The sequence below is a fragment of the Streptomyces viridochromogenes genome (assembly GCF_001270495.1).
Classification (GTDB): Bacteria; Actinomycetota; Actinomycetes; order Streptomycetales; family Streptomycetaceae; genus Streptomyces; species Streptomyces viridochromogenes_A.
The window spans coordinates 14,744-38,581 of sequence record NZ_LGUR01000245.1 but is presented as its reverse complement, the minus strand read 5'-3'; the positions used below and the strand labels follow the sequence as shown (position 1 = coordinate 38,581).

Below are 23,838 nucleotides of genomic sequence, written 5' to 3'. Positions count from 1 at the left end.
CGTCGTCACCCCGGACCACACCCTCGTCACCCCGGACCACGCCCTCGTCACCCCGGATCACACGTTCGCCGCCCCGGACCGCTCACTCGTCACCCCGGACCACTCCTGATCGCCGGCCCCACACCCGCCGCTTCGGCAGCGGTTTGGCATAGGTGCCCGCCCGGCTCGTCGTCAGCCCCAACCCCACCAGCGACTCGGCGAGTTTGACGGCCGCCCCCACCCCGTCGACCACCGGAACCCCCAGTTTCTCCCCCACGGTCCGCTGCAACCCGGTCATCCCCGCACAGCCCAGCACCAGGACCTCGGCGCCCGCGTCCCGCGCCCGTTCGGCGGCCGCCAGGAAGGCGGACTCGGTGCGCTCGCCGTCCTCCAGCTCCAGCACGCCGAGCCCGGTACCGACCACGGCGACGCAGTTGCGACGCACGCCGGCCGTTTCGAGGCTGTCCTCGATCTGCCCGCACGACCGCTCCAGCGTGGTCACCACGCCGTACCGCCGCCCGAGCAGGCAGGCCAGATGCGCGGCTGCCTCCGTGATGTCGACGACGGGTACGTCCACCAGCTCCCGGACGCCCTCCCGCCCGTGCTCCCCGAAGCCGGCCATGACGACCGCGTCGTACTCGGGGCCCTCGTACGTCCGCAGCGCGTCCATCACGGCCGCCGCCGAGAGGTAGCTGTCGAGCCAGCCCTCCGCCGACTCCGGCCCCCAGGCGGGGGTCAGTCCGAGCACGGTGGTGCCCGGGCCTGCGGCGGCCCGGGCACCTCGTACGATCTCCTCGGTCATCTCCTGCGTGGTGTTGCAGTTGGTGACGACGATCCGCACGTCCTTCAGACCTCCCGCGTCCCGGCCCCGGTGGCCGACTCGACGGCGGACTCGGCGCGCTCACCGCGGCACAGCACCAGGTACAGCCCCGCCCCCATCGCCGTCCCGATGAACCACGAGTACGGCGCCACATCGCTGAACGTCTTCACCAGCGCCAGCACCGCCGCGACACCCGCCGCCGGCAGGAACGCCCACAGCGCCTTGGGGTTGACGCCCTTGCGGTAGTAGTAGCGCGAGCCCGGCTCGGCGTTGAACAGCTCGTCGATGTCCACCCGGCCGTGCTTGACGAGGTAGTAGTCGACCATGATCACGCCGAACAGCGGGCCCAGGAAGGCACCCAGGCCGCCCAGGAAGTAGTTCACGACCGTCGGGTTCGAGAAGAGGTTCCAGGGGGTCACGACGAGCGCCGCCACGGTGCTGATCATGCCGCCGACCTTGAAGGTGATCTTCTGCGGCCAGACGTTGGCCAGGTCGTACGCCGGTGAGACGAAGTTGGCGACGATGTTGACGCCCATCGTGGCGATGGCGAACGTCAGGGCGGCCAGGACCAGGATCCAGGTGTTGCCGACCTTCGCCACCAGCTCCGCCGGATCCGTGATGGCCTCGCCGAACACCTCCAGCGAACCGGCCGTGACGATCACCGAGACGACCACGAACGCCGTCGAGTTGATGGGCAGGCCCCAGAAGTTGCCCTTGCGGACCGTCCGGTAGTCGGGTGCGAAGCGCGAGAAGTCACAGAAGTTGAGCATCAGCGTGCCGTACGTGGCGAGGATCAGGCCGATCGCGCCGAACCACTGCCGCCACTGCTCGCCGACGGAGACCGGGTGCGGGGTGCTCGTGAGCGAGATCGTCCAGCCGGCCTTGGCGAGGATCCAGACCGCCAGCGCGATCATCACCACCCAGATCGCCGGACCGCAGAAGTCCTGGAACTTCCGCACCGACTCCATGCCCTGGCTGATGATCAGCGCCTGGATGAGCCAGAGGGAGAGGAAGGAGACCCAGCCGAGCGCGTGCAGACCCAGGAAGGAGCTGTGCGTCCAGGACTCCAGACCCGGCCAGGCGGCCAGCAGCATCACGTTGACGGCGACGGACGCGAGGTAGGTCTGGATGCCATACCACATGATGGCGATCACGGCCCTGATCAGCGCCGGGATGTTGGCACCCCAGACGCCGAAGCTGATGCGGCTCACGACGGGGAACGGGACCCCGTGGCGCTGGCCGATCTTCCCCATCCAGTTCATGCCGATGTAAATGAGCACGAAGCCGACGAGCAGGGATGTGAAGACCTGCCACACGTTCATGCCGAGGACCAGCAGACCGGCCGCGAACGTGTAGTTGCCGAGGTTGTGGACGTCGGACATCCACAGGGCGAAGAGGTCGAAGACCTTCCAGTTGCGCTTGCCGGCAGGCGCGAGGTCTTCGTTGGTGAGCCTGGGATCGGGGACGAACGCTGGTGTGCCGGTGACTTCGGCACGGTCGGCGAGGGACACGGGGCCTCCAGGAGCCGGGGGACGGAGGACTGCTTGTGGAGGGTGTTTGGTATACCAAACTGCGGACATGGTCCTCCCGTCAACCATTCCGACCGATGTCGCTCTTGTTAACGCTCCGTAAAACACACCCGGAGTCGGCGAAGATGGCCCCATGAGCTCCACGACGAAGATCGAACCCATCGGCGCGGTACGGGAACGCGTCCTGGCGACCCTCCGGCAGGACATCATCGCGGGGCGCCTGCGGCCGGGTGACCGGCTGGTCGAGCGGGAGCTGGCCGAGCGCCTCGGAGTCTCGCGGGTCCCGGTCCGCGAAGCGATCCGGGCGCTGGTCGTCGAGGGCTTCGTCCACTTCGAGTCGGCACGCCGCACCGTCGTGCGCCGGCTGACCCCGGCCGACGTGAAGGAACTCTTCGAACTGCGCGAGGCGCTGGAGGTGTACGCGGCCGGACTCGCCGCGTCACGGGCGACACCGGAGAACCTGGCCGAGGTCGAGCGGCTCCTCGACCAGGCGGCCGCCGCGACCGAGGCGGGAGACGCGGAGATCATCACGGACGTCAACAGCCGACTGCACGACCGCATCATCGCCATGGCCGGCAACAACCTGTTGATCGAGGCCCTGGAACCGGTCGCCGGGCGCCTGCGCTGGATGACCCGGCGGAACGAGGAGTGGCCCCAACTCCTCGTGGAGCACCGGGAGTTGTACGAGTCGATCGCCTCCGGCGACCCGGCTCGGGCGCGGGCGCACGCGCTGGCCCACGTGCAGACCAACTACCGGTCGACGATGCGGCAGCTGTTCGGGGAGGAAGCCGGTTAGCGTCCCGCGTACCTTGTCCGTTGCCATCGCCGTCGCCGAGGCCCCTTGGGGCCCGCCGACCCGCTGACCCGCCTCGTTGAGTCGCCTCATCGGAGCGAGGCCGCCCGCGCCGCCGTGCCGAGCACCTCCCGCAGCATCGCGGGGGTGAGCCTGCCGGTGAAGGTGTTGCGCTGGCTGACGTGGAAGCACCCGAAGAGGTCGAGCCCGCCGAGAACGCCGACGCCCTCCAGCGCGACCCGCGCCCCGTGCGCGAACGCGGGCCGCGGCCGGGGCACGCTCCACCCCGCCTCCACCAGCGCGGGCAGCGTCGCCTGCCAGCCGAAGGCGCCGAGTACGACGATCGCCCGCAACGTCGGCCGCAGCAGCCCCAGCTCCCGCACGAGCCAGGACCGGCAGGTCTCCCGCTCACCGGGGGTGGGTTTGTTGGCGGGCGGAGCGCAGTGCACGGGGGCCGTGACGCGTACGCCGTACAGCTCCAGGCCGTCGTCGACGGCGACCGAGGTGGGCTGCGAGGCGAGACCCACCTCGTACAGGGCCTGGTACAGCACGTCACCGGAGCGGTCCCCGGTGAACATCCGGCCCGTCCGGTTGCCGCCATGGGCCGCCGGGGCCAGCCCGACGATCAGCAGCCGGGCGTCCGGCGGACCGAATCCGGGCACCGGGCGGCCCCAGTACGTCTGGTCGGCGAAGGCGGCGCGCTTGGTGCGGGCCACCTCCTCACGCCAGTCGACCAGCCGCGGGCAGGCCCGGCAGCCCGCGATCCGCCGGTCGAGGTCAGTGAGGGCATCCACAGTTCCACCGTAGTCACAGTCGCACCGGTACAGCCGTCGCGGCTCCGTACGCGGGCTAAGGTCGAGGCATGGCTTCCGGGAATGACAAGGGGACGGGCGGCGGCGCGGCCGCGGGGCAGAGCGGCGAAAGCGTGCGGATCGACAGCTGGATCTGGTCCGTACGCCTGGTCAAGACCCGCTCCATGGGCGCCACCGCCTGCAAGGGCGGGCATGTGCGCGTGAACGGCCACAACGTGAAGCCCTCCCACTCGGTGCGCGTCGGCGACGAGGTACGACTGCGCCAGGAGAACCGGGAGCGGATCGTCATCGTCAAGCGGCTCATCAGCAAGCGGGTCGGCGCGCCGGCGGCGGTCGAGTGCTACGTCGACAACTCGCCCCCTCCCCCGCCGCGCGAGGCCGTCGCCCCGGCCGGCCTCCGCGACCGCGGCACGGGCCGCCCGACGAAGCGGGACCGGCGCGAGATGGAACGGCTGCGCGGGCTCATGGACGGCGGGGCTGGACAACAACCACGCGGCCGGTGAGACCCGGCTTGTGACGAACGGCCGTGACAGACGGCCGTGACATACGCCAGTGGCGTCCGGTCCGGGCACTCGGCCCGCCGGACGCCACGTTGCTGTACGGCGCGTCGTATGTCACCGCGGTCAGTCCCGTCGTCGCACCAACCGCAGCAGCTCCGCGTTCGAGCCTCGCCGCGCCCACGCGATGAGGGCGAGGGGCAGGATCAGGATGAGCGGTGTGACGGCGTACTCGCCGCCGAAGTAGGTCAGCTGGACCACGAAGGCGCCCATCATCAGCGCACTCAGCGCGATCGCGGCCACCGACTGGAGCACCGGGATCAGCAGGGCGATGGCACCGGCCAGTTCGAGGACACCGATGGCGTACATGCCCGCGCTGCCCCAGCCCATCTCCTCGAAGCCCTCCAAGGCCGAGGGGTGCGCGATCAGCTTGGGCAGCGCACTCGCGACCGCGTAGAAGAGGGCGAGCACTATCTGCAGGCCGCGCAGGGCGATCCGGGCCCGGCGGCCGCGAGGCGTCGCCGACTCGGCGATGGCGGAGGCAGGCGCGGAGGCGGTGGCGGAGGCGGTGGTCTCGGACATGGGGTCTCCCGTGTGAAGCGGTCCGTCGTGCTGTCACAGAGGTAGACCGGGGGTCGCCCCAGAACTCATCGGCGTACGAACGGAGTTTCACGCGCTCCCGTCGACCGGGTTGGTCGGGGCGATCGGGTCTACCGCGTCGAACGGCAGCCACCCGTGCCCGATGTACCAGTGACCGCCCGCCCGCAGATGGTCCCCGACGGCCCGCTCCACGGCAGTGCGGCGCGGCAGGCTCTCGACCGGCAACTCCGGGTCGCCGAAGACGAACTGGACCGGCTCGGTGTCGGCCGGTTCCCGGTCCTCGCGGGCGACGCCGAAGCGCTCCTGGAACCGGACGATGTTGGAGTCCCCGGGAAGGTATTTCCTGAGCTGCGGGTCCAGCAGCCAGGAGTGGCAGGTCACCGCCCGGTACCGCTCCTGCGGAAAGTGCAGGGCGAAGAACTCCCGGGCGAGCGCCAGGGAGCGGTCGACCGCGGCCGGGGACAGCGGCCCGCAGAAGTCGGGGATGTGCAGGTTGAGGCAGCGCGAGTCCGGCCCGACGTCGAGTCCGGCCGCCGCGAGCCGCGTGCCGGTCCGTTGCCCGAGCCGCGCCCGCTCGAACTGGAGCCGCCCCAGCTGGTACAGCTCGCCGCGGAAGTGATGGACGAGCCACCGGGGAGCCTGCACGCCCGCCCGGCCGTACCGCCTGCGGTGCAGGGCCATGTTCCGCCCGAGGTCGGCGAGGGTACGCCGGGTGACGTCGGCCGGGATGCCGTGCTCACGGTGGTACGCGCGCGTGGCCGGCAGCGCCGCGACGAACACGTACACGGGGAAGCAGCGCTGCAGGGCGCCCGAGGGCCAGTCCAGGTCAGGCAGGTCGACCGGCCCGCCGACGTCCCCCATGCCCCGGACGAGTTCGCCGACGGACCGCTGAAGGACCTGGCGCAGCTCCGGGTCGTCCGTCACCCGCCGGGCCATGCGGACGACGTCGTTGACGTCCTCGTGGGGTACTCCGAGGTCGAGCAGCACTTCGGCCAGTTCATCGGTGTCCGGCAGCACGAGGCCCCCTGTGAGGAGTGCGAGGAGTACGTTTCAAGGAGGAGTGGTGATCCCGATGCGTACGGGCAGTGAGCCGACGACAGCGCGCAGTGCACTGCGGGCCCGCTTCTGGCTGTGCGTCTGGGGCGTGGTCTGGGCGATCTTCGGCACCGCCGCGTTCGCGATCGCGGGCCGCCCCGGTTGGGCGGTGGCCTGCGGGGTGCTGTGGCTGGTGATCACGATCGACATGGCCATGGTCCTCAGGCACATCCGTCAGGGCCCGCACTACCAGCCGGGCCCCGGCATACCGCCGTACCGCCCGCCCGAGAACCGCCCGTACCGGCCACCACCCGAGAACCGCCACCCCTAGGGCCTGTTGCGACCGTCGGGCCTGTTTCGACCGTCGCCCCCGAAGAACCGCCACCCGAGCCGCCGCTCACCCGTCGAACCGAGCCGCCTTCAGGTACTGCGGGTTCGGATCGAGCGCGGCCGCCAGCCGGAAGTGGCGCTTGGCCTGGTCGCCCCGGCCCTGCCGCTCGTAGGTCCGGGCGAGCGCGAAGTGCGCGAACGCGTTGTCCGGCTCACGCTCCAGGACGATGGTGAACTCCAGCTCCGCGGGCCGCAGTTGCGCGGCGGCGAAGAAGGCACGCGCGCGCAGCAGCCGGGCGGCGGTGTTCTCCGGATGCACGGCGATGACCCCGTCGAGCAGCTTCACCGCGCCCCGCGGGTCCCGCGCGGCGAGCAGTTGCTCGGCGGCGCGGAAGTCGATGACATGCGTCTCCGGAGTACGTCCGGTCGAACCGCTGGTCTCGGGCACGGCAAAGTCCTTCCCTCACTGGAAGACTTCAACGCGCAAACGGGCGGCGGCTATTCCTGAGCCACGCGGGACCACCGGCGGCTACCGGCTCCCCTGTGTCCCCTGGGACCGCGCCCCCTGGGACCGACGCACAAGCTCGTCCCACACCTCCGTCACGCGACGCCGCAGCTCATCCAGCGGTACGTCGTTGTCGATGACGATGTCCGCGATCTCCCGGCGCGTCTCACGCGTCGCCTGCGCGGCCATACGCGCGCGTGCGTCCTCCTCGGTCATGCCGCGCAGCCGGACGAGCCGGTCGAGCTGGGTCTCGGGGGCGGCGTCGACGACGACCACGACGTCGTACAGCGGCGCGAGACCGTTCTCGGTGAGGAGCGGGACGTCATGCACGACGACGGCGTCCCCGGCGGCGGCCTCTTCGAGCTCACGGGAGCGGGCGCCGACGAGGGGGTGCACGATCGAGTTCAGTACGGCGAGCCGGTCCGCGTCCGCGAAGACGATCGAGCCCAGCTTGGGCCGGTCGAGGCTGCCGTCCTCGGCGAGCACTTCCTCGCCGAACGCCTCGACGACGGCCGCCAGACCGGGCGTACCGGGCGCGACGACCTCGCGCGCGATGCGGTCCGCGTCGATCAGCACGGCTCCGTGCTCCACGAGCAGCCGCGACACCTCGCTCTTGCCGGCCCCGATGCCGCCGGTCAGCCCCACCTTCAACATGAGCCGCAGCTTAGGCCCTGCCACTGACATCAACACCCGGCAGGCCAGGTCCGCCCTCAGTTGTCGCCTTCCCGCTCCGCCAGGAACCGCTCGAACTCGCGCCCGATCTCGTCCGCCGACGGGATGTCCGCCGGCTCGGCGAGCATGTTGCCGCGACTCTCGGCCCCGGCCACGGCGTCGTACTGGTGCTCAAGGCCCTCGACGAGGTTGGTGAGCTCGTCGTCGCCCTCACGGATCTGACGGTCGATCTCGTTCTGCGTGCGGTGGGCCTCCGTGCGCAGGGAGTGCGCGACGGCGGGCAGGACGAGTCCGGTGGCCGCGGTGACGGCCTCCAGGACGGTCAGGGCCGCGTCCGGGTACGGGGACCGGGCGATGTAGTGCGGGACATGCGCGGCGACGCCCAGGACGTCGTGGCCGGCCTCCATCAGCCGGTACTCGACCAGGGACTCGGCGCTGCCGGGCACCTGCGCCTCGTCGAAGGGGCTGCTGTGGCCCGGGACGAGGTCGGTGCGGTTGCCGTGCGGCGTGAGGCCGACCGGGCGGGTGTGCGGGACGCCCATGGGAATGCCGTGGAAGTTCACCGACAGGCGCACCCCGAGACGCTCCACGATCTCCTTGACGGCCGCGGCGAAGCGCTCCCACTCCACGTCCGGCTCGGGCCCGGACAGCAGCAGGAAGGGCGCCCCGGTCGCGTCCTGCACAAGCCGCACCTCGATGGCGGGATCCTCGTACTCGCTCCAGCGGTCGCGCTTGAACGTCAGCAGCGGGCGACGGGCACGGTAGTCCACGAGCCGGTCGTGGTCGAAGCGGGCGACGACCTGGTGGGGCAGCGAGTCGAGAATCCGGTCGACGATCTGGTCGCCGGTCTCGCCCGCGTCGATGTATCCGTCGAAGTGGTAGAGCATGACAAGGCCGGCCGACTCCTGGGCGAGCGCCATGTCGACGACGGCCAGCCCCTTCGGCTCCCATGCGTACAAACCCTGCGGATCAAGCACTGTGACCGCTCCTCCTCGTGTCCGTACATCACAACACCCTTACGGGCGGGGGCATTCCCAGAGGAGGGATCAGTGATCATGCCGGGTGGGACCATGTCCCTGAGGGGCGCGGGGCTGTGTCGATATGCGGCTCGGCCGCGTGGGCGCGACAAGCCCCCACCGGCCCGCAGCCGAAACGCGCCCCGCCCCGCCCCAGGGCAACGCTGAGGGGCCGTACCTCGAAAGGTACGGCCCCTCAGTTACCGGCTAAGCCTCAGCGGCAGCGATCAGCTCTGGCCCCCGGCCAGCTTCTCACGCAGCGCGGCAAGCGCCTCGTCCGAAGCCAGCGCACCGGAGGTGTCCGCACCCTCGGAGGAGTACGAACCGCCACCCGCGGCCGGAGCCGCACCCGCGGTGTCGCCACCCTCGGCGGCAGCGGCAGCGTCGGCCTCGCGGCTCTTGATGACCTGCTGCTGGTGCTGCTCGAAGCGGGTCTGCGCCTCGGCGTACTGGTGCTCCCACGCCTCGCGCTGGGTCTCGTAGCCCTCGAGCCAGTCGTTGGTCTCGGGGTCGAAGCCCTCGGGGTAGATGTAGTTGCCCTGGTCGTCGTAGGACGCGGCCATGCCGTACAGGGTCGGGTCGAACTCGACCGTGGCCGGGTCGGCACCGAAGGCCTCGTTGGCCTGCTTCAGCGAGAGGCTGATGCGGCGGCGCTCGAGGTCGATGTCGATGACCTTGACGAAGATCTCGTCGTTGACCTGGACGACCTGCTCCGGGATCTCCACGTGGCGCTCGGCCAGCTCGGAGATGTGGACCAGACCCTCGATGCCCTCGTCCACGCGGACGAACGCACCGAACGGAACCAGCTTGGTGACCTTACCCGGGACGACCTGGCCGATCTGGTGGGTCCGGGCGAACTGCTGCCACGGGTCTTCCTGCGTCGCCTTCAGCGACAGGGAGACACGCTCGCGGTCCATGTCGACGTCGAGAACCTCGACGGTGACTTCCTGGCCGACCTCGACAACCTCGGAGGGGTGGTCGATGTGCTTCCAGGAGAGCTCGGAGACGTGGACCAGACCGTCGACGCCACCCAGGTCCACGAAGGCACCGAAGTTGACGATCGAGGAGACGACGCCGGAACGGACCTGACCCTTCTGGAGGGTGGTGAGGAACGTCTGGCGGACCTCGGACTGGGTCTGCTCCAGCCAGGCACGGCGGGACAGGACCACGTTGTTGCGGTTCTTGTCCAGCTCGATGATCTTGGCCTCGAGCTCCTTGCCCACGTAGGGCTGGAGGTCGCGAACGCGGCGCATCTCGACCAGGGAGGCCGGGAGGAAGCCACGGAGGCCGATGTCGAGGATGAGACCACCCTTGACGACCTCGATGACGGTACCGGTGACGATCCCGTCCTCTTCCTTGATCTTCTCGATGGTGCCCCAGGCACGCTCGTACTGGGCGCGCTTCTTCGAGAGGATCAGGCGGCCTTCCTTGTCCTCCTTCTGGAGAACAAGGGCCTCGATCTCGTCACCGACGGCGACGACCTCGTTGGGGTCGACGTCGTGCTTGATGGAGAGCTCGCGGCTCGGGATAACGCCTTCGGTCTTGTAACCGATGTCGAGCAGGACCTCGTCCCGGTCGACCTTCACGATGACGCCGTCGACGATGTCGCCGTCGTTGAAGTACTTGATCGTCTCGTCGATCGCGGCGAGGAAGGCTTCCTCGTTACCGATGTCGTTGACCGCTACCTGCGGGGTGGTGGCGGTGGTCTCGGTGCTGCTCGTCATGTGGGAAAGGGCTCCGGTACGGACATTGAAGTCGTAGGTACTGCTACGCCGGGAGCCCGTATCGCTCTGAAGAAGCCGGACAGCCAAGGAAGCACCCCACCGAGAAAAACTGGTGATGGCGCCTCGAAAACCGAGGGGACATACAACAGATGCGAGCGCAGCCTGCTACGTCTGAGGTGCGCAGGCCCGCAGCGCAACTTGTAGCATACGGGGGCAGCCGGACAGGGTCAATGCGCGAAGCCGCACACCCGGGGCGGATCGCCGCATACCCGGCACAAAACCTGTCTCGAGAGGCCACGCAGGCCTTGGAGCACCCCTCGCGTGACACCGCCGGGAGGGGCCGCGCCATTCAGGTGACGGAAGAGTACGACGAGGGAGCCCATCATCCAAGAGCCCGTATCGTCCGAGATCACGTCCGGCGCGTCGCCCGACGCATCGCCCGACGCCGCCTTCGATCCGGAGGCCACCCGGCGCGACGCCGGTGTCGCGGAGAGTTCCCGCGCCAACCGGGGCTGGTGGGACCGCAACGCGGACGAGTACCAGATCGAGCACGGCACGTTCCTCGGTGACGACCGCTTCGTATGGGGCCCCGAGGGCCTGGACGAGGTGGAGGCCGAGCTGCTCGGCCCGCCGGAGGACCTCAAGGGGAAGGACGTCCTGGAGATCGGCGCCGGCGCGGCCCAGTGCTCGCGCTGGCTGACCGCGCAGGGCGCCCGCCCGGTCGCCCTGGACATCTCCCACCGCCAGCTCCAGCACGCCCTGCGCATCGGGGGCGCGTTCCCCCTGGTGTGCGCCGACGCGGGCGCCCTCCCTTTCGCCGACGCCTCCTTCGACCTGGCGTGCTCGGCGTACGGGGCGCTGCCGTTCGTCGCCGACCCGGTGCAGGTACTGCGGGAGGTGCGGCGGGTGCTGCGGCCGGGCGGGCGCTTCGTCTTCTCCGTCACCCACCCCATCCGCTGGGCGTTCCCGGACGAGCCCGGCCCGGCGGGCCTGTCCGTCTCGGCCTCGTACTTCGACCGCACTCCGTACGTCGAGCAGGACGAGGAGGGCCGCGCGGTCTACGTCGAACATCACCGGACGGTCGGCGACCGGGTGCGGGACGTCGTGGCGGCGGGGTTCCGGCTGGTGGACCTGGTCGAGCCGGAGTGGCCGGCCTGGAACTCCTCGGAGTGGGGAGGCTGGTCGCCGCTGCGCGGGAACCTGATCCCGGGGACGGCGATCTTCGTGTGCGTACGGGACTGAGCGCGTGATCCGTTACGACGCCCTGGACGCGCTGCCGGTGCGCAGCGCCCTGCCCGGTCTGGATGACGCCCTGGAGGCGCAGGGCACCGCGGTGCTCGTCGCGCCGCCCGGCACCGGCAAGACGACCCTGGTGCCGCTGGTCCTGGCGGGGCTGCTCGGCGCGGGACCGGCGCGGCGGGTCGTCGTGGCCGAGCCACGGCGGATCGCCGCTCGGGCCGCCGCGCGGCGGATGGCGTGGCTGCTGGGCGAGAAGGTCGGCGGGAGCGTCGGGTACACCGTGCGCGGGGAACGCGTCGTCGGGCGCCACGCGCGTGTGGAGGTCGTCACGACAGGTGTGCTCCTCCAGCGGTTGCAGCGCGACGAGGAGCTGGCGGGCGTGGACGTGGTGGTCCTCGACGAGTGCCACGAGCGGCATCTGGACGCGGACACGGTGGCGGCGTTCCTGTGGGACGTACGGCAGGCGCTGCGGCCGGAGCTGCGGCTGGTGGCCGCGTCGGCGACGACGGACGCGCAGGGGTGGGCGCGGCTGCTGGGCGACGCGCCCGTGGTCGAGGCCGAGGGCGCCTCGCATCCGGTGGAGGTGGTCTGGTCGCCGCCGACGCGTCCCGTACGGCCGCCGCACGGCATGCGTGTCGACCCGGCGCTGCTGACGCATGTGGCGTCGGTGGTACGCAGGGCGCTGGCCGAGCGGGCCGGGGACGTGCTGTGTTTCCTGCCGGGCGTGGGCGAGATCGCGCGCGTGGCCGGGCAGCTGAGGGAGCTCGGGGACGTCGAGGTGCTCCAGGTGCACGGGCGGGCGTCGGCGGCCGTGCAGGACGCCGTCCTGACCGGTGGTGAGCGGCGCCGGGTGGTGCTGGCGACGTCGGTGGCGGAGTCGTCGCTGACGGTTCCCGGGGTGCGGGTGGTGGTCGACTCCGGGCTGGCGCGGGAGCCTCGCGTCGACCACGCGCGCGGGCTGAGCGCGTTGACGACGGTACGGGCCTCGCAGGCCGCCGGGCGGCAGCGGGCGGGGCGTGCCGGGCGGGAGGCGCCCGGGGCGGTGTACCGGTGCTGGGCGGAGGCCGAGGACGCGCGTCTGCCGCGGTTCCCGTCGCCGGAGATCAAGGTGGCCGACCTGACGGCGTTCGCGTTGCAGGTGTCCTGCTGGGGCGATCCGGACGCGGCCGGGCTGGCGTTGCTGGACCGGCCGCCGGGCGGGGCGATGGCGGCGGCGAGGAGCGTACTGACGGCCGTCGGCGCGGTGGACTCCGGCGGGCGGGCAACGGCGCGGGGCACCGCGTTGGCCCGGCTGGGGTTGCACCCCCGGTTGGGGCGGGCGCTGCTGGACACGTCCGGTGCGGGCGCCGAGGTGGTCGCGCTGCTGAGCGAGGAGGCGCCGAGAGAGTACGGCGACGACCTGGCCGCCGCGCTGCGGGCGGCTCGGCGGGGTGGTGACGCCTATGCGGGGCGGTGGCGTGCGGAGGTGCGGCGGCTGCGTTCGGGCGGCGAGAGCGCGCCGGCGGGCGACGCGGACGACCGCACGGTGGGCCTCGTCGCCGCCCTCGCCTTCCCCGAGCGGGTCGCCAGGGCCGACGGCGGCTCCTACCTCATGGCCTCCGGCACCCGCGCCGAGCTCGCCGAGGGCAGCCCTCTGCGCGGTGCTCCGTGGCTCGCCGTGGCCGTCGCGGACCGCCCTGTCGGCAAGGGGCACGCGCGCGTGCAGCTCGCCGCCGCGGTGGACGAGGACATGGCCCGGTCGGCAGCGGCCTCCCTGTACTCCGAGGGCCAGGAGGTCCACTGGGCCGACGGGGACGTCGTCGCCCGGCGGGTGGAGCGGCTGGGGGCGATCGAACTCGCGGCGCGCCCGTTGCGCGACGCCGCCCCCGACCTCGTACGGAACGCGCTGCTCGAAGGTCTCCGGCAGGACGGGCTCGGCCTGTTGCGCTGGTCGCCGGAAGCCGGCGTACTGCGTCGGCGGCTCGCCTTTCTCCGTCTGCACCTCGGTGATCCCTGGCCCGACGTCTCCGACGATGCGCTCCACGCGCGCGTGGACGAGTGGTTGGAGCCCGAGCTGGGGCGCGCCCGGCGGCGGGCCGATCTGGCGCGGATCGACGCCGGGGAGGCGCTCACCAGGCTGCTGCCGTGGGCCTCCGGGGAGGCCGGGCGGCTCGACGAGCTGGCACCGGAGCGGATCGCCGTACCGAGTGGGTCCAGAATCCGGATCGACTACGACAACCCCGAACAACCCGTCCTCGCCGTGAAGTTGCAGGAGATGTTCGGCCTCCACGAGTCGCCGTCCGTCGCCGGGGTGCCGCTGCTCGTCCATCTGCTCTCCCCCGCCGGGCGCCCGGCCGCCGTCACCGCCGACCTGGCCTCCTTCTGGAAGGACGGCTACAACGGCGTACGGGCGGAGCTGCGCGGTCGCTATCCGAAGCATCCGTGGCCCGAGGATCCCGCCACCGCCGAGCCGACCCGGCACACCAACGCCCGGCTCAGGCGTTGACCGGCTCCGGCTCGGCGTCCTTCGTCGGCCTCGGGTCGCCGGGGCGGCGGCCCCGTGCCTCCAGGTAGAGGGAGAGGGAGAGGAGCACCAGGGCCAGGGCCAGGAAGCCCCACGGGAGGTACGACGTCATCAGCAGGACCAGGGTGCGGTTGGACTTGACCAGGGCCACCGTGGAGTCGATGTAGTCCTCGCGCATCTTCACGTGGCCGGCGAACGCCGTCACCTTCTCGCGGCCGCCGAGCAGGGTGCCGCCGCGCAGTTCCTCCTTGTGGATCTCCTCGCCGTAGACAGGGGCGCCGGTGAGGGGTTCGACCCAGAACTTGCGGACGGTGGTGTACCAGCGGGTCGTGCCGGTCTTGGCCACCGACTCCGGGGTGATGCCCTCGACCGGCATGGTCTTGGGGAACCTGACCTTGGTCCACGGGATGGTCTGCTCGAAGTAGTAGACGTCGACCCCGCGGAAGTTCTGCGTCCCCTTGTAGTGGATGGGGGCGGTGACGCGTGCCTGGGCGTCGAAGTACTCGTAGTCCCGTTTCTCCGTCAGGAAAGGCCACTTGAACTCGATGCCCTGCCGTTTCACCGGGTCGCCGTCGACCATCTCGCCGGTGGCGTGGACGGGTTCCTGGGTGTGGGCGTCGAAGATGTAGCGCTCGGGGATCTTGGAGACCATCTTGCCGTCGGGGCCGACGACGTACGACAGGCCGTCCCAGACGACGACGTCCCGCCCGGCCGTCTTCTCGATCTTCTCCGACTCCTCGACGTTGCCCTTCAGCGTCTGCACGATGGTGACCTCGGGGACCTTGCGGGCCTTCATCGTGCCGTAGTCGAGGAGGGTCGCGTCCTTCGCCTCCAGGACCATGTCCTGGTACTGGTTCGCCGGGATCTTGGCCAGGCGTGGGAAGGCGTACCAGCGCAGCAGCGGGGACAGTGCCGCGAAGAACACGGCGAGGGCGAGCAGGACCAGGCCGGCCTTGCGGCGCATCTCGGCCTCCCTCCCGAACGGTTCGTGGACGGGCGGTTACGGGTGTGCGGGCACCGTCGTCAGCAGCGGCTTGGGGGATGTCTCACCGGCCGGGCTGCCGAGGGCGGTGATGGTGAACACCAGGACGAGCGCGACGGCGAGACCGGTCGCGGCGGCGATCAGGGCGCGCATACGGGCCTCCCGGGATCCCGGAGCCATGACATCTGATACATCGTCAGGTTTGGCACCGTAGCAACGGGCGGGCGAGATGAGAACACGTTGCGCACAGGGACGAGGGGCGCCCCGTCCGCCGTGGCGGAAGGGCGCCCCTCGTTCGGATCTCGCGAGGGCTACGCGGTCGGGCTCGCCGACGCCGACCCGGATGCCGACTCCGACGGGGTCGGGCTGGGCGACGTCTCGGCCGCCGCCACCTTCAGTTCGACGGTCAGCGTCGCGCCGCCCGCGGTGTTGATACGGAGCAGATACGTGCCGGCGGCGTCGTCGGCGTACAGCTTCGGCAGCTTGAGCAGACCCTTCTCGTCCGTCGTCAGACCGGTCAGCGTGCGCACGGTCTTGCCGTCGGCGTCCTTGAAGTAGGGGCCCTTGTCGTTCTCGGCCGGGTCGTCCGCCGACTTGATGAGCGTGGCGGTGGCCGCGACCTTGTCCGCCACGGCGCCCTTGTACGTCGCCTTCACCTCGACCTGGTCGGCGAACTCGCCGCCCGGGGTGCAGGTCAGCGCGGTGTCGCTGGTGCGGGTCAGGGTGTCGGCGGCGCGTTCGGTGACGGTGGCCGTGTAGTCGAGGCCGGCGATCGCACGGCCGACGACGGTGGCGCGGACCACGAACTCGCCCGTGTCCTCGCCCGCCTTCAGCGCGGGCGCCACGGCCTCGCCCGCGCTGTCGGTGAGGGCGGCGGCGTACTTCTCGCCGGTGCTGAAGGTGGCGTCGGTGGTGCCGGTGATGGTGAAGCGGACCCGGACCTTGGCGACGGCCTTGCCCGCCTTGGTCTCGGCGCGGGTACTGATCTTCTCGGTGAAGGTGTCGCCCGCCATCGCGGTGAGCTTCGCGGTGTCCGCGTCCTCCAGGTGGTGCACCGTGTCGGTGGCCGTGGGCGGCGTCGTGCCGGGCGGGGTGGGGCCCGGCGGGGTCGGCTTGGGGGGGGTGGAGCCACCGCCGTTGCCGTCGGGCTCGGTGCCGCCCGGCGCTGTCGGTGTGGTGGGTGTGCTGGGCGTGCCGGGGGTGGCGGGAGCCGTCGGTGTCGGGCTCGCGCCCGCCGAGTCGTCGCTGCGGCCGGACGGGAGGGAGCCGGTGCCGTCCGGGATCTCGTGGGTGCCCTTGCGGTAGTACTCCAGCCACCTCATGACCAGGTTGAGGTAGTCCCGCGAGTTGTTGTAGCTGAGGATCGCGCGGTCGAGGTCGCCCTGGGTGGACAGGTCCCAGCCGAAGCGGCACAGGTAGTGGCCGGCGGCGAGGGCGGCGTCGTAGACGTTGTTGGGATCCTTCTTGCCGTCGCCGTTGCCGTCGCGGCCGGCCCATTCCCAGGTGGAGGGGATGAACTGCATGGGGCCTACGGCACGGTCGTACGAGCTGTCCCCGTCGTAGGCGCCGTTGTCGGTGTCGCTGATGTTCGCGAAGCCGTTGCCGTTGAGCTGCGGGCCGAGGATCGGGGTGAGCGTGGTGCCGTTCGCGTCGACGCGGCCGCCGCGGGCCTGGCCCGACTCGACCTTGCCGATGGCGGCGAGGAGTTCCCACGGCAGGTTGCAGCCGGGCTTGGCCTCCTGGAGCGCGGTCGCGGCCTTCTTGTAGGCGTCGAGGACGGTCGCGGGGATGCCCGCCTCGCCGGTGCCCGGGGTGACGGGGGTGTCGGCGGACGGCGAGGGGTTGGGGCTGTTGAGCGGCGGCAGGTCCGTGTAGTACGGCGAGTTGCCGGTGGCGCTGTCCTCGGCGGCCGCGTCCGGTGAGGGCTGGGTTCCGGTGGCGATCCGTCTGCCGGCGTCGTCGGTCGTCACGCCCGGAGCCTGGGACGCGGCCAGCGCCGCGACCGCGACCGCGGCCACGGTGGTGTTCAGCGCCCCCTTGCGCAGCCTGCCGAATTGCGCCGCCATGTAGTGGACCCCTCCTGCGGACGCCCGGGCGCCCGACGCTGTCTGCGGGGCTCGCCATGCCGAGCCCGCCCCTGTTGTGACGATCGACCAGCCGCGACAGTTGCCCTCGCGGCACGATTTCGGTCGCTGTTCACTTGTTCGACCGCATCCCCCGGCACGGCGACCCAGGCGACCCTACGACAACTTCCTTTGCGGGGGCACCCGTTGGCGCCCGATTTTTACCAGTTGGCCACACGGGTCCGCACCCCGTCCCGCGCCCCGGTCCCGCGCCCCGGTCCCGCGGCCCGCGACTCGGGCCGGCCGGCACCGTCCCGCATACTGACTTCCCCGACGAACCGGGCCATCCGCCCCTTCAACATCCCGCTCAAGGAGCCCCGTTGCCGTTCACGCTCAGCCATGCGGCGGCCGTACTGCCCGCCGTACGCACCGACGGAACCGGCCGAAAAGGGCTCATACCGGCCATGTTGGTGGCGGGCTCCTTCTCTCCCGACATGACCTACTACGTGGCGAGTGTCCTGCCGGAGGCGATGGCGTTCGGCGACGTCACGCACTCGTTCGCGGGCGTGTTCACCGTCGACGTGGTGGTCGCCTGGGCGCTGGTGGGCCTGTGGCTCCTGCTGCGCGAGCCCCTGGTGGCACTCCTGCCGGCCCGGCGGCAGGGGCGGCTTGCCACGCTGCTGCGCTGCGGGTCGCCACGCGCGCGTGTAGGGCCGTCACTGGCGGCGCGCTGGTACCTGTCGGCCGCGCTCGGCGCACTGACGCATGTCGTGTGGGACGCGTTCACCCATCTCGACCGCTGGGGAATGCGGCTGTTCCCCGTCCTGGGCGAGGAGATCGCGGGGTCGCCGCTGTACTGGTACCTCCAGTACGGCGGTTCGGCGGTCGCCGCGGTCGTCATCGCCGCGTTCGTGACCGTGGCACTACGGCGGTCTCCTGCCGCTGCCCCGGTCGGTGTTCCGGTGCTCTCGGTACGGGACCGGTGGCTGGCCGGCGCGGTGATCGGCGGGTTGGCCGCGGTGGCGGCGGTGCAGCGGGCGTCGCGCTGGTGGGCTTACTGGGGGTCCACCGCGAAGTACTGGGAGCTGATTCCGACGCTGTGCTTCGGGGCGGGCGCGGGGCTCTGCCTGGGGCTGCTGCTGTACGCCGTGGGGGTCAGGGTGTGGCGTCCGGTTCCGGGGCCTGACAGTGCGGGTTCGGATGGGGCCGGGAGGGAGCCGAGCCGTCCGGCGGCTCGATGACGGCCGCTCCGGGGTGGGGCCGTGGGAGCGCGGTGCGGGCGAGGGCCAGGTAACCGCGGAGGGTCGTCGCCCTGCGCCGCAGGGGTCCCATCAGGTCGGCGGGGATGCGGGCGCTGCTTGCGCCGGGGGCTAAGGGCGGGACCGAGGGCGGTGCCTTGGAGTGGGCGCCTTCGGTGTTCACGTTCGCCGATGCCGGGGCTGTCCGGCGGTGGAGCGTGCGTATACCCATGACCGCATCCTTACGGGCGCCGGTCAGTGGGGGCGCTTTTGCGGGGGCCACGCGAGTGACGGTCCCTCCGGGGGCTCCCCCGCCCCTGGGGGCGCGCTGTAGCGCCCCCCCAGGAGCACCCGGGCTAGTGCGCCGCCGATTCCCAGTCCGGGCCCGCGCCCACCGAGACGCCGAGGGGGACCGTGAGGTGGACGGCGTTGGACATCTCCCGGCGGACCAGTTCCTCCGCGGCCGCTCGCTCGCCCGGGGCGATCTCCAGGACGATTTCGTCGTGGACCTGGAGGAGCATGCGGGAGGTGAGGTTCTCCTCGCGCAGGGCGCGGTCCACGTTGAGCATGGCGATCTTGACGATGTCCGCCGCCGTGCCCTGGATGGGGGCGTTGAGGGCCATGCGCTCGGCGGCCTCCCGGCGCTGCCGGTTGTCGCTGTTGAGGTCGGGGAGGTAGCGGCGGCGGCCGAAGAGTGTCGCCGTGTAGCCCGTCGCCCGGGCCTCGTCGACCGCGCGGCGCAGATAGTCCCGTACGCCGCCGAAGCGCTCGAAGTAGGCGTCCATCAGGGCGCGGGCCTCGCCGGCGTCGATGTTCAGCTGCTGGGAGAGCCCGAAGGCCGACAGACCGTAGGCCAGGCCGTACGACATCGCCTTGATCTTGCGGCGCATCTCCGCGTCCACCGCGGCGGGTTCCACGGCGAACACCTGTGAGGCGGCCGTGGTGTGCAGGTCCTCACCCGAGGTGAAGGCCTCGATCAGGCCCTCGTCCTCGGACAGATGGGCCATCACGCGCAGTTCGATCTGGCTGTAGTCCGCGGTCATCAGGGACTCGAAGCCCTCCCCGACCACGAAGCCCCGGCGGATCGCCCTACCCTCGTCCGTGCGGACCGGGATGTTCTGCAGGTTCGGGTCGGTCGAGGAGAGGCGGCCGGTCGCCGCGACCGTCTGGTTGAAGGTCGTGTGGATACGGCCGTCCGCCGCGATCGTCTTGATCAGACCCTCGACGGTGACGCGGAGCTTCGCCTGCTCGCGGTGGCGGAGCATGATGACCGGCAGTTCGTTGTCGGTCTGGGTGGCGAGCCAGGCCAGGGCGTCGGCGTCCGTGGTGTAGCCGGTCTTCGTCTTCTTCGTCTTGGGCAGGGCGAGCTCGCCGAAGAGGACCTCCTGGAGCTGCTTGGGCGAGCCCAGGTTGAACTCGTGCCCGGCCGCCGCGTGCGCCTCCTTCACCGCCTGCTGCACGGCGCCCGCGAACATCTGCTCCATGGCCTCCAGGTGCGCCCGGTCGGCCGCGATGCCGTGCCGCTCCATCCGGGCCAGCAGGGCGGAGGTCGGCAGCTCCATGTCACGGAGCAGGTCCGCGGCTCCGACCTCTTCCAGGCGGCTCTCGAACGCCTCGCCCAGGTCGAGGACCGCGCGGGCCTGGATCATCAGCGCCTCGGCCTCGGCGCCGTCGTCCGCGCCGAAGGCAAGCTGGCCGTCGGCCGCGGCGGCGGGGGCCAGCTCGCGGTGGAGGTACTCCAGGGACAGCGCGTCCAGGTCGAAGGAACGGCGGCCCGGCTTGACCAGGTAGGCGGCGAGCGCGGTGTCCATGCGGACGCCGGCGATGCTCCAGCCGTGCTCGGCGAAGACCCGCATCGCGCCCTTGGCGTTGTGGAAGACCTTCGGCCTGCCGGCGTCGGCCAGCCAGGCCGCGAACGCCTTCTCGTCGGCCTCGTCCAGCTGCGACGGGTCGAACCAGCCGGCCGTGCCGTCGGCCGCGGCGAGCGCGATCTCGGCGACCGAGCCGGTGCCCAGCGCCCAGGTGTCGACGGTGGCCACGCCGAGGAGCTCGCCCGCGTGCTCGGCCAGCCAGGGGGCCAGCTCACCGGTGCCGAGCACCGAGCCGTCCAGCTCCACGCCCTCGGTCGAGATCGGGGTGGTCTCGGCCTCCTCGGCACCGGGGTCGACGCCGAAGAGTCGCTCGCGCAGCGAGGGGTTACGGATCTCCAGGGTGTCCAGGATCATCGCGACGGCCTTGCGGTCGTACGGCACGCGCGCGACGTCGGCGACGGTCTTGGGCAGCTCGACCTGGCGCTCCAGCTCGGTCAGGCGGCGGTTGAGCTTGACGGACTCCAGGTGGTCGCGGAGGTTCTGCCCGGCCTTGCCCTTGACCTCCTCGACGCGCTCGACCAGCTCGGCGAACGAACCGAACTGGTTGATCCACTTCGCGGCCGTCTTCTCGCCGACGCCCGGGATGCCCGGCAGGTTGTCGGACGGGTCGCCGCGCAGGGCCGCGAAGTCGGGGTACTGGGCGGGCGTCAGTCCGTACTTCTCGAAGACCTTCTCCGGGGTGAAGCGGGTCAGCTCGGAGACGCCCTTCGTCGGGTACAGCACCGTCGTGTGCTCGCTGACCAACTGGAAGGAGTCCCGGTCGCCGGTGACGATCAGCACCTCGAAGCCGTCGGCCTCGGCCTGGGTGGCGAGCGTGGCGATCACGTCGTCGGCCTCGAAGCCGTCGATCGCGAACCGCGAGACGTGCATGGCGTCGAGCAGCTCGCCGATCAGCTCGACCTGGCCCTTGAACTCGTCCGGGGTCTTGGAGCGGTTCGCCTTGTACTCGGTGAACTCCGCGGAGCGCCAGGTCTTGCGGGACACGTCGAAGGCCACCGCGAAGTGCGTGGGCGCCTCGTCGCGCAGCGTGTTGGCCAGCATGGACGCGAAGCCGTAGATCGCGTTCGTCGGCTGGCCCGTCGCGGTCGTGAAGTTCTCCGCGGGCAGCGCGAAGAACGCACGGTAGGCCAGCGAGTGCCCGTCCATGAGCATCAGGCGCGGCCGGCCGCCGCCGGGGTTGTTGTCGGTCTGCTTCGCTGCTGTCTCTGCCACGCCCCCGATCCTGCCACGCCCCACTGACAGTCGGTCCCCCTCCGCATACCCTCCCCGGGCCCCCGCCCCCGTTGTCGGTGCCGCGTGCGAGGATCGGAGATGTACCTCACACGTGTACACAAAGGGAGAGTGCGCGATGGCCACCAAGCCGCCCAAGGGTGATCCGGTCCAGGACGCGCCCCAGGTCGCGGAGCCGCAGCACGCGGCGGCGGGGTTGCCGGCCATCGGGCACACCTTGCGCATCGCCCAGCAGCAGATGGGCGTGAAGCGGACCATGCTGACGCTGCTCAGCGTCAACCAGAAGAACGGCTTCGACTGCCCGGGCTGCGCCTGGCCGGAGCCGGACCACCGGCACAAGGCGGAGTTCTGTGAGAACGGCGCGAAGGCGGTGGCCGAGGAGGCCACCCTGCGCCGGGTCACCCCGGAGTTCTTCGCCGCGCACTCCGTCGCCGACCTCGCGACGCGGAGCGGTTACTGGCTGGGGCAGCAGGGGCGGCTCACCCACCCCGTGTTCCTCCCCGAAGGCGGCACGCACTACGAGCCGGTGAGCTGGGAGCGCGCCTTCGACATCATCGGCGAGGAGATCGCCGCCTGCGACTCCCCCGACGAGTCCGTCTTCTACACCTCCGGCCGCACCAGCAACGAGGCCGCGTTCCTCTACCAGCTCTTCGCGCGCGAGCTCGGCACCAACAACCTGCCGGACTGCTCGAACATGTGCCACGAGTCCTCGGGGTCGGCGCTCTCCGAGACCATCGGCATCGGCAAGGGCAGCGTCCTGCTGGAGGACCTCTACAAGGCCGACCTGATCATCGTCGCCGGCCAGAACCCGGGGACGAACCACCCCCGCATGCTCTCCGCGCTGGAGAAGGCCAAGGCCAACGGCGCGAAGATCATCAGCGTCAATCCACTGCCCGAGGCCGGCCTGGAGCGGTTCAAGAACCCGCAGACCCCGCAAGGCATGCTCAAGGGCGCCGCGCTCACCGACCTGTTCCTCCAGATCCGCATCGGCGGCGACCAGGCCCTCTTCCGCCTCCTCAACAAGCTGATCCTCGAGACCCAGGGCGCCGTCGACGAGGAGTTCATCGGCGAACACACCCACGGCTACGAGGAGTTCGCCGCGGCCGCCCGCGCCGCCGACTGGGACGAGACGCTGACCGCGACCGGCCTCACGCGCGCGGATATCGAGAAGGCCATGGAAATGGTCCTGGCCTCGCAGCGCACCATCGTCTGCTGGGCCATGGGCCTCACCCAGCACAAGCACTCCGTGCCGACCATCCGCGAAGTCGTCAACTTCCTTCTGCTGCGTGGCAACATCGGCCGCCCGGGCGCGGGCGTGTGCCCGGTGCGCGGTCACTCCAACGTGCAGGGCGACCGCACGATGGGCATCTTCGAGCGGCCCGCCCCGGCCTTCCTGGACGCCTTGGAGAAGGAGTTCGGCTTCACCCCGCCGCGCGAGCACGGCTACGACGTCGTACGGGCCATCCACGCGCTGCGCGACGGCAAGGCGAAGGTCTTCTTCGCGATGGGCGGCAACTTCGTCGCCGCCACGCCCGACACGGACGTCACCGAGGCGGCCATGCGGCGGGCCCGGCTCACCGTGCACGTGTCGACCAAGCTCAACCGCAGCCACGCGGTCACGGGGGCCCGCGCGCTGATCCTGCCGACCCTCGGCCGCACCGAGCGCGATCTCCAGGGCAGCGGCGAGCAGTTCGTGACCGTCGAGGACTCCATGGGCATGGTGCACGCCTCCCGGGGCCGCCTGGAGCCCGCGAGCGCGCACCTGCTGTCGGAGCCGGCCATCGTCTGCCGCCTGGCACGCCGCGTGCTGGGCGAGAGCAGCCGCACGCCCTGGGAGGAGTTCGAGAAGGACTACGCGACGATCCGGGACCGTATCGCCCGGGTGATCCCCGGCTTCGAGGACTTCAACGCGCGCGTGGCCCGCCCCGGCGGCTTCACGCTCCCGCACGCCCCGCGCGACGAGCGCCGTTTCCCGACGGCGACGGGCAAGGCCAACTTCACGGCGGCCCCCGTCGAGTACCCGGAGCTTCCCGAGGGCCGACTGCTGCTCCAGACCCTGCGCTCGCACGACCAGTACAACACCACGATCTACGGCCTCGACGACCGCTACCGGGGGATCAGGAACGGCCGCCGGGTCGTCATGATCAACCCCGAGGACGCGCGGCGCCTCGGTGTCGCCGACGGGTCGTACGTCGACCTGGTGAGCGAGTGGAAGGACGGCGTCGAGCGGCGGGCGCCCGGCTTCCGCGTCGTGCACTACCCGACGGCGCTGGGCTGCGCGGCCGCCTACTACCCGGAGACCAACGTCCTCGTCCCGCTGGACGCCACCGCGGACACCAGCAACACCCCGGCCAGCAAGTCCGTCGTCGTACGTCTGGAACAATCGGCGACCGACTGAGC

20 protein-coding genes are annotated in these 23,838 nt (G+C 71.2%); 7 read left to right on the top strand and 13 right to left on the bottom strand.

Annotation, left to right across the window (positions count from 1 at the left end; genetic code table 11):
* Positions 1-82: 82 nt before the first annotated feature.
* Entirely contained in the window at positions 83-820 is a 738-nt protein-coding gene (locus ADK36_RS39230) for an aspartate/glutamate racemase family protein (RefSeq protein WP_048585742.1), read from the bottom strand.
* Positions 821-825: 5 nt separating this feature from the next.
* Positions 826-2,310: an NCS1 family nucleobase:cation symporter-1 gene (locus ADK36_RS39225; protein ID WP_053201006.1), complete on the bottom strand. Its 1,485-nt coding sequence runs from the start codon at positions 2,308-2,310 to the stop codon at positions 826-828.
* Between the two features lie 151 nt (positions 2,311-2,461).
* On the opposite strand from ADK36_RS39225, the gene ADK36_RS39220 reads away from it, so the two are divergent.
* Positions 2,462-3,124: a GntR family transcriptional regulator gene (locus ADK36_RS39220; protein WP_053201004.1), complete on the top strand. Its 663-nt coding sequence runs from the start codon at positions 2,462-2,464 to the stop codon at positions 3,122-3,124.
* An 86-nt stretch (positions 3,125-3,210) separates the two neighbouring features.
* On the opposite strand, the gene ADK36_RS39215 is transcribed toward ADK36_RS39220, so the two are convergent.
* A complete protein-coding gene (locus tag ADK36_RS39215; protein ID WP_048585745.1) occupies positions 3,211-3,915 on the bottom strand; it encodes a uracil-DNA glycosylase in 705 nt (234 codons plus the stop codon).
* 68 nt (positions 3,916-3,983) lie between these two features.
* Between ADK36_RS39215 and ADK36_RS39210 the strand changes: the two genes are divergently transcribed.
* Entirely contained in the window at positions 3,984-4,436 is a 453-nt protein-coding gene (locus ADK36_RS39210) for an RNA-binding S4 domain-containing protein (RefSeq protein WP_048585746.1), read from the top strand.
* A gap of 120 nt (positions 4,437-4,556) precedes the next feature.
* Here the strand turns inward: ADK36_RS39210 and ADK36_RS39205 are convergent, their stop codons facing one another.
* Positions 4,557-5,012 carry a DoxX family protein gene (locus ADK36_RS39205; RefSeq protein WP_053201002.1) on the bottom strand — a complete coding sequence of 152 codons (456 nt, stop codon included), beginning with the start codon at positions 5,010-5,012 and terminating at the stop codon, positions 4,557-4,559.
* Positions 5,013-5,099: 87 nt separating this feature from the next.
* Positions 5,100-6,047 (bottom strand): acyltransferase domain-containing protein, encoded by a 948-nt coding sequence (locus ADK36_RS39200; RefSeq protein WP_053201000.1) that lies wholly within the window; start codon positions 6,045-6,047, stop codon positions 5,100-5,102.
* Between the two features lie 55 nt (positions 6,048-6,102).
* Between ADK36_RS39200 and ADK36_RS39195 the strand changes: the two genes are divergently transcribed.
* On the top strand, positions 6,103-6,396 hold the full coding sequence (locus ADK36_RS39195; RefSeq protein WP_199830347.1) for a DUF6343 family protein: 294 nt from the start codon (positions 6,103-6,105) through the stop codon (positions 6,394-6,396).
* A 66-nt stretch (positions 6,397-6,462) separates the two neighbouring features.
* Here the strand turns inward: ADK36_RS39195 and ADK36_RS39190 are convergent, their stop codons facing one another.
* The 4 genes from ADK36_RS39190 to rpsA form a co-directional block, all read right to left on the bottom strand.
* Positions 6,463-6,843, bottom strand: a complete 381-nt coding sequence (locus tag ADK36_RS39190; RefSeq protein ID WP_030052524.1) for a tetratricopeptide repeat protein — start codon at positions 6,841-6,843, stop codon at positions 6,463-6,465.
* An 81-nt stretch (positions 6,844-6,924) separates the two neighbouring features.
* Positions 6,925-7,554, bottom strand: a complete 630-nt coding sequence (coaE, locus tag ADK36_RS39185; RefSeq protein WP_053200998.1) for a dephospho-CoA kinase — start codon at positions 7,552-7,554, stop codon at positions 6,925-6,927.
* A 56-nt stretch (positions 7,555-7,610) separates the two neighbouring features.
* Positions 7,611-8,549 carry a PAC2 family protein gene (locus tag ADK36_RS39180; RefSeq protein ID WP_048585751.1) on the bottom strand — a complete coding sequence of 313 codons (939 nt, stop codon included), beginning with the start codon at positions 8,547-8,549 and terminating at the stop codon, positions 7,611-7,613.
* 266 nt (positions 8,550-8,815) lie between these two features.
* Complete coding sequence (gene rpsA / locus ADK36_RS39175; protein ID WP_048585752.1) at positions 8,816-10,312, bottom strand: 30S ribosomal protein S1; 1,497 nt, start codon at positions 10,310-10,312, stop codon at positions 8,816-8,818.
* 408 nt (positions 10,313-10,720) lie between these two features.
* Between rpsA and ADK36_RS39170 the strand changes: the two genes are divergently transcribed.
* Positions 10,721-11,554 (top strand): class I SAM-dependent methyltransferase, encoded by an 834-nt coding sequence (locus tag ADK36_RS39170; protein ID WP_048585753.1) that lies wholly within the window; start codon positions 10,721-10,723, stop codon positions 11,552-11,554.
* A 4-nt stretch (positions 11,555-11,558) separates the two neighbouring features.
* The gene (gene hrpB / locus ADK36_RS39165) at positions 11,559-14,036 is read left to right on the top strand and encodes an ATP-dependent helicase HrpB (protein WP_053200996.1); all 2,478 of its coding nucleotides are present in this window, start codon (positions 11,559-11,561) and stop codon (positions 14,034-14,036) included.
* Here the strand turns inward: hrpB and ADK36_RS39160 are convergent.
* From ADK36_RS39160 to ADK36_RS39155, 3 genes are all read right to left on the bottom strand, one after another.
* A complete protein-coding gene (locus ADK36_RS39160) occupies positions 14,026-15,018 on the bottom strand; it encodes a DUF3068 domain-containing protein (protein WP_048585755.1) in 993 nt (330 codons plus the stop codon). The genes hrpB and ADK36_RS39160 overlap by 11 nt on opposite strands.
* A gap of 36 nt (positions 15,019-15,054) precedes the next feature.
* On the bottom strand, positions 15,055-15,189 hold the full coding sequence (locus ADK36_RS48465; RefSeq protein ID WP_107083905.1) for an SPW_0924 family protein: 135 nt from the start codon (positions 15,187-15,189) through the stop codon (positions 15,055-15,057).
* Positions 15,190-15,347: 158 nt separating this feature from the next.
* Entirely contained in the window at positions 15,348-17,102 is a 1,755-nt protein-coding gene (locus tag ADK36_RS39155) for a lytic transglycosylase domain-containing protein (RefSeq protein WP_053200994.1), read from the bottom strand.
* A gap of 377 nt (positions 17,103-17,479) precedes the next feature.
* On the opposite strand from ADK36_RS39155, the gene ADK36_RS39150 reads away from it, so the two are divergent.
* On the top strand, positions 17,480-18,340 hold the full coding sequence (locus ADK36_RS39150) for a DUF4184 family protein (protein WP_053200992.1): 861 nt from the start codon (positions 17,480-17,482) through the stop codon (positions 18,338-18,340).
* A gap of 353 nt (positions 18,341-18,693) precedes the next feature.
* On the opposite strand, the gene polA is transcribed toward ADK36_RS39150, so the two are convergent.
* Positions 18,694-21,420: a DNA polymerase I gene (gene polA / locus ADK36_RS39145; RefSeq protein WP_053200990.1), complete on the bottom strand. Its 2,727-nt coding sequence runs from the start codon at positions 21,418-21,420 to the stop codon at positions 18,694-18,696.
* 136 nt (positions 21,421-21,556) lie between these two features.
* On the opposite strand from polA, the gene ADK36_RS39140 reads away from it, so the two are divergent.
* On the top strand, positions 21,557-23,836 hold the full coding sequence (locus ADK36_RS39140; RefSeq protein WP_053200988.1) for an FdhF/YdeP family oxidoreductase: 2,280 nt from the start codon (positions 21,557-21,559) through the stop codon (positions 23,834-23,836).
* The last annotated feature ends 2 nt before the right edge of the window (positions 23,837-23,838 follow it).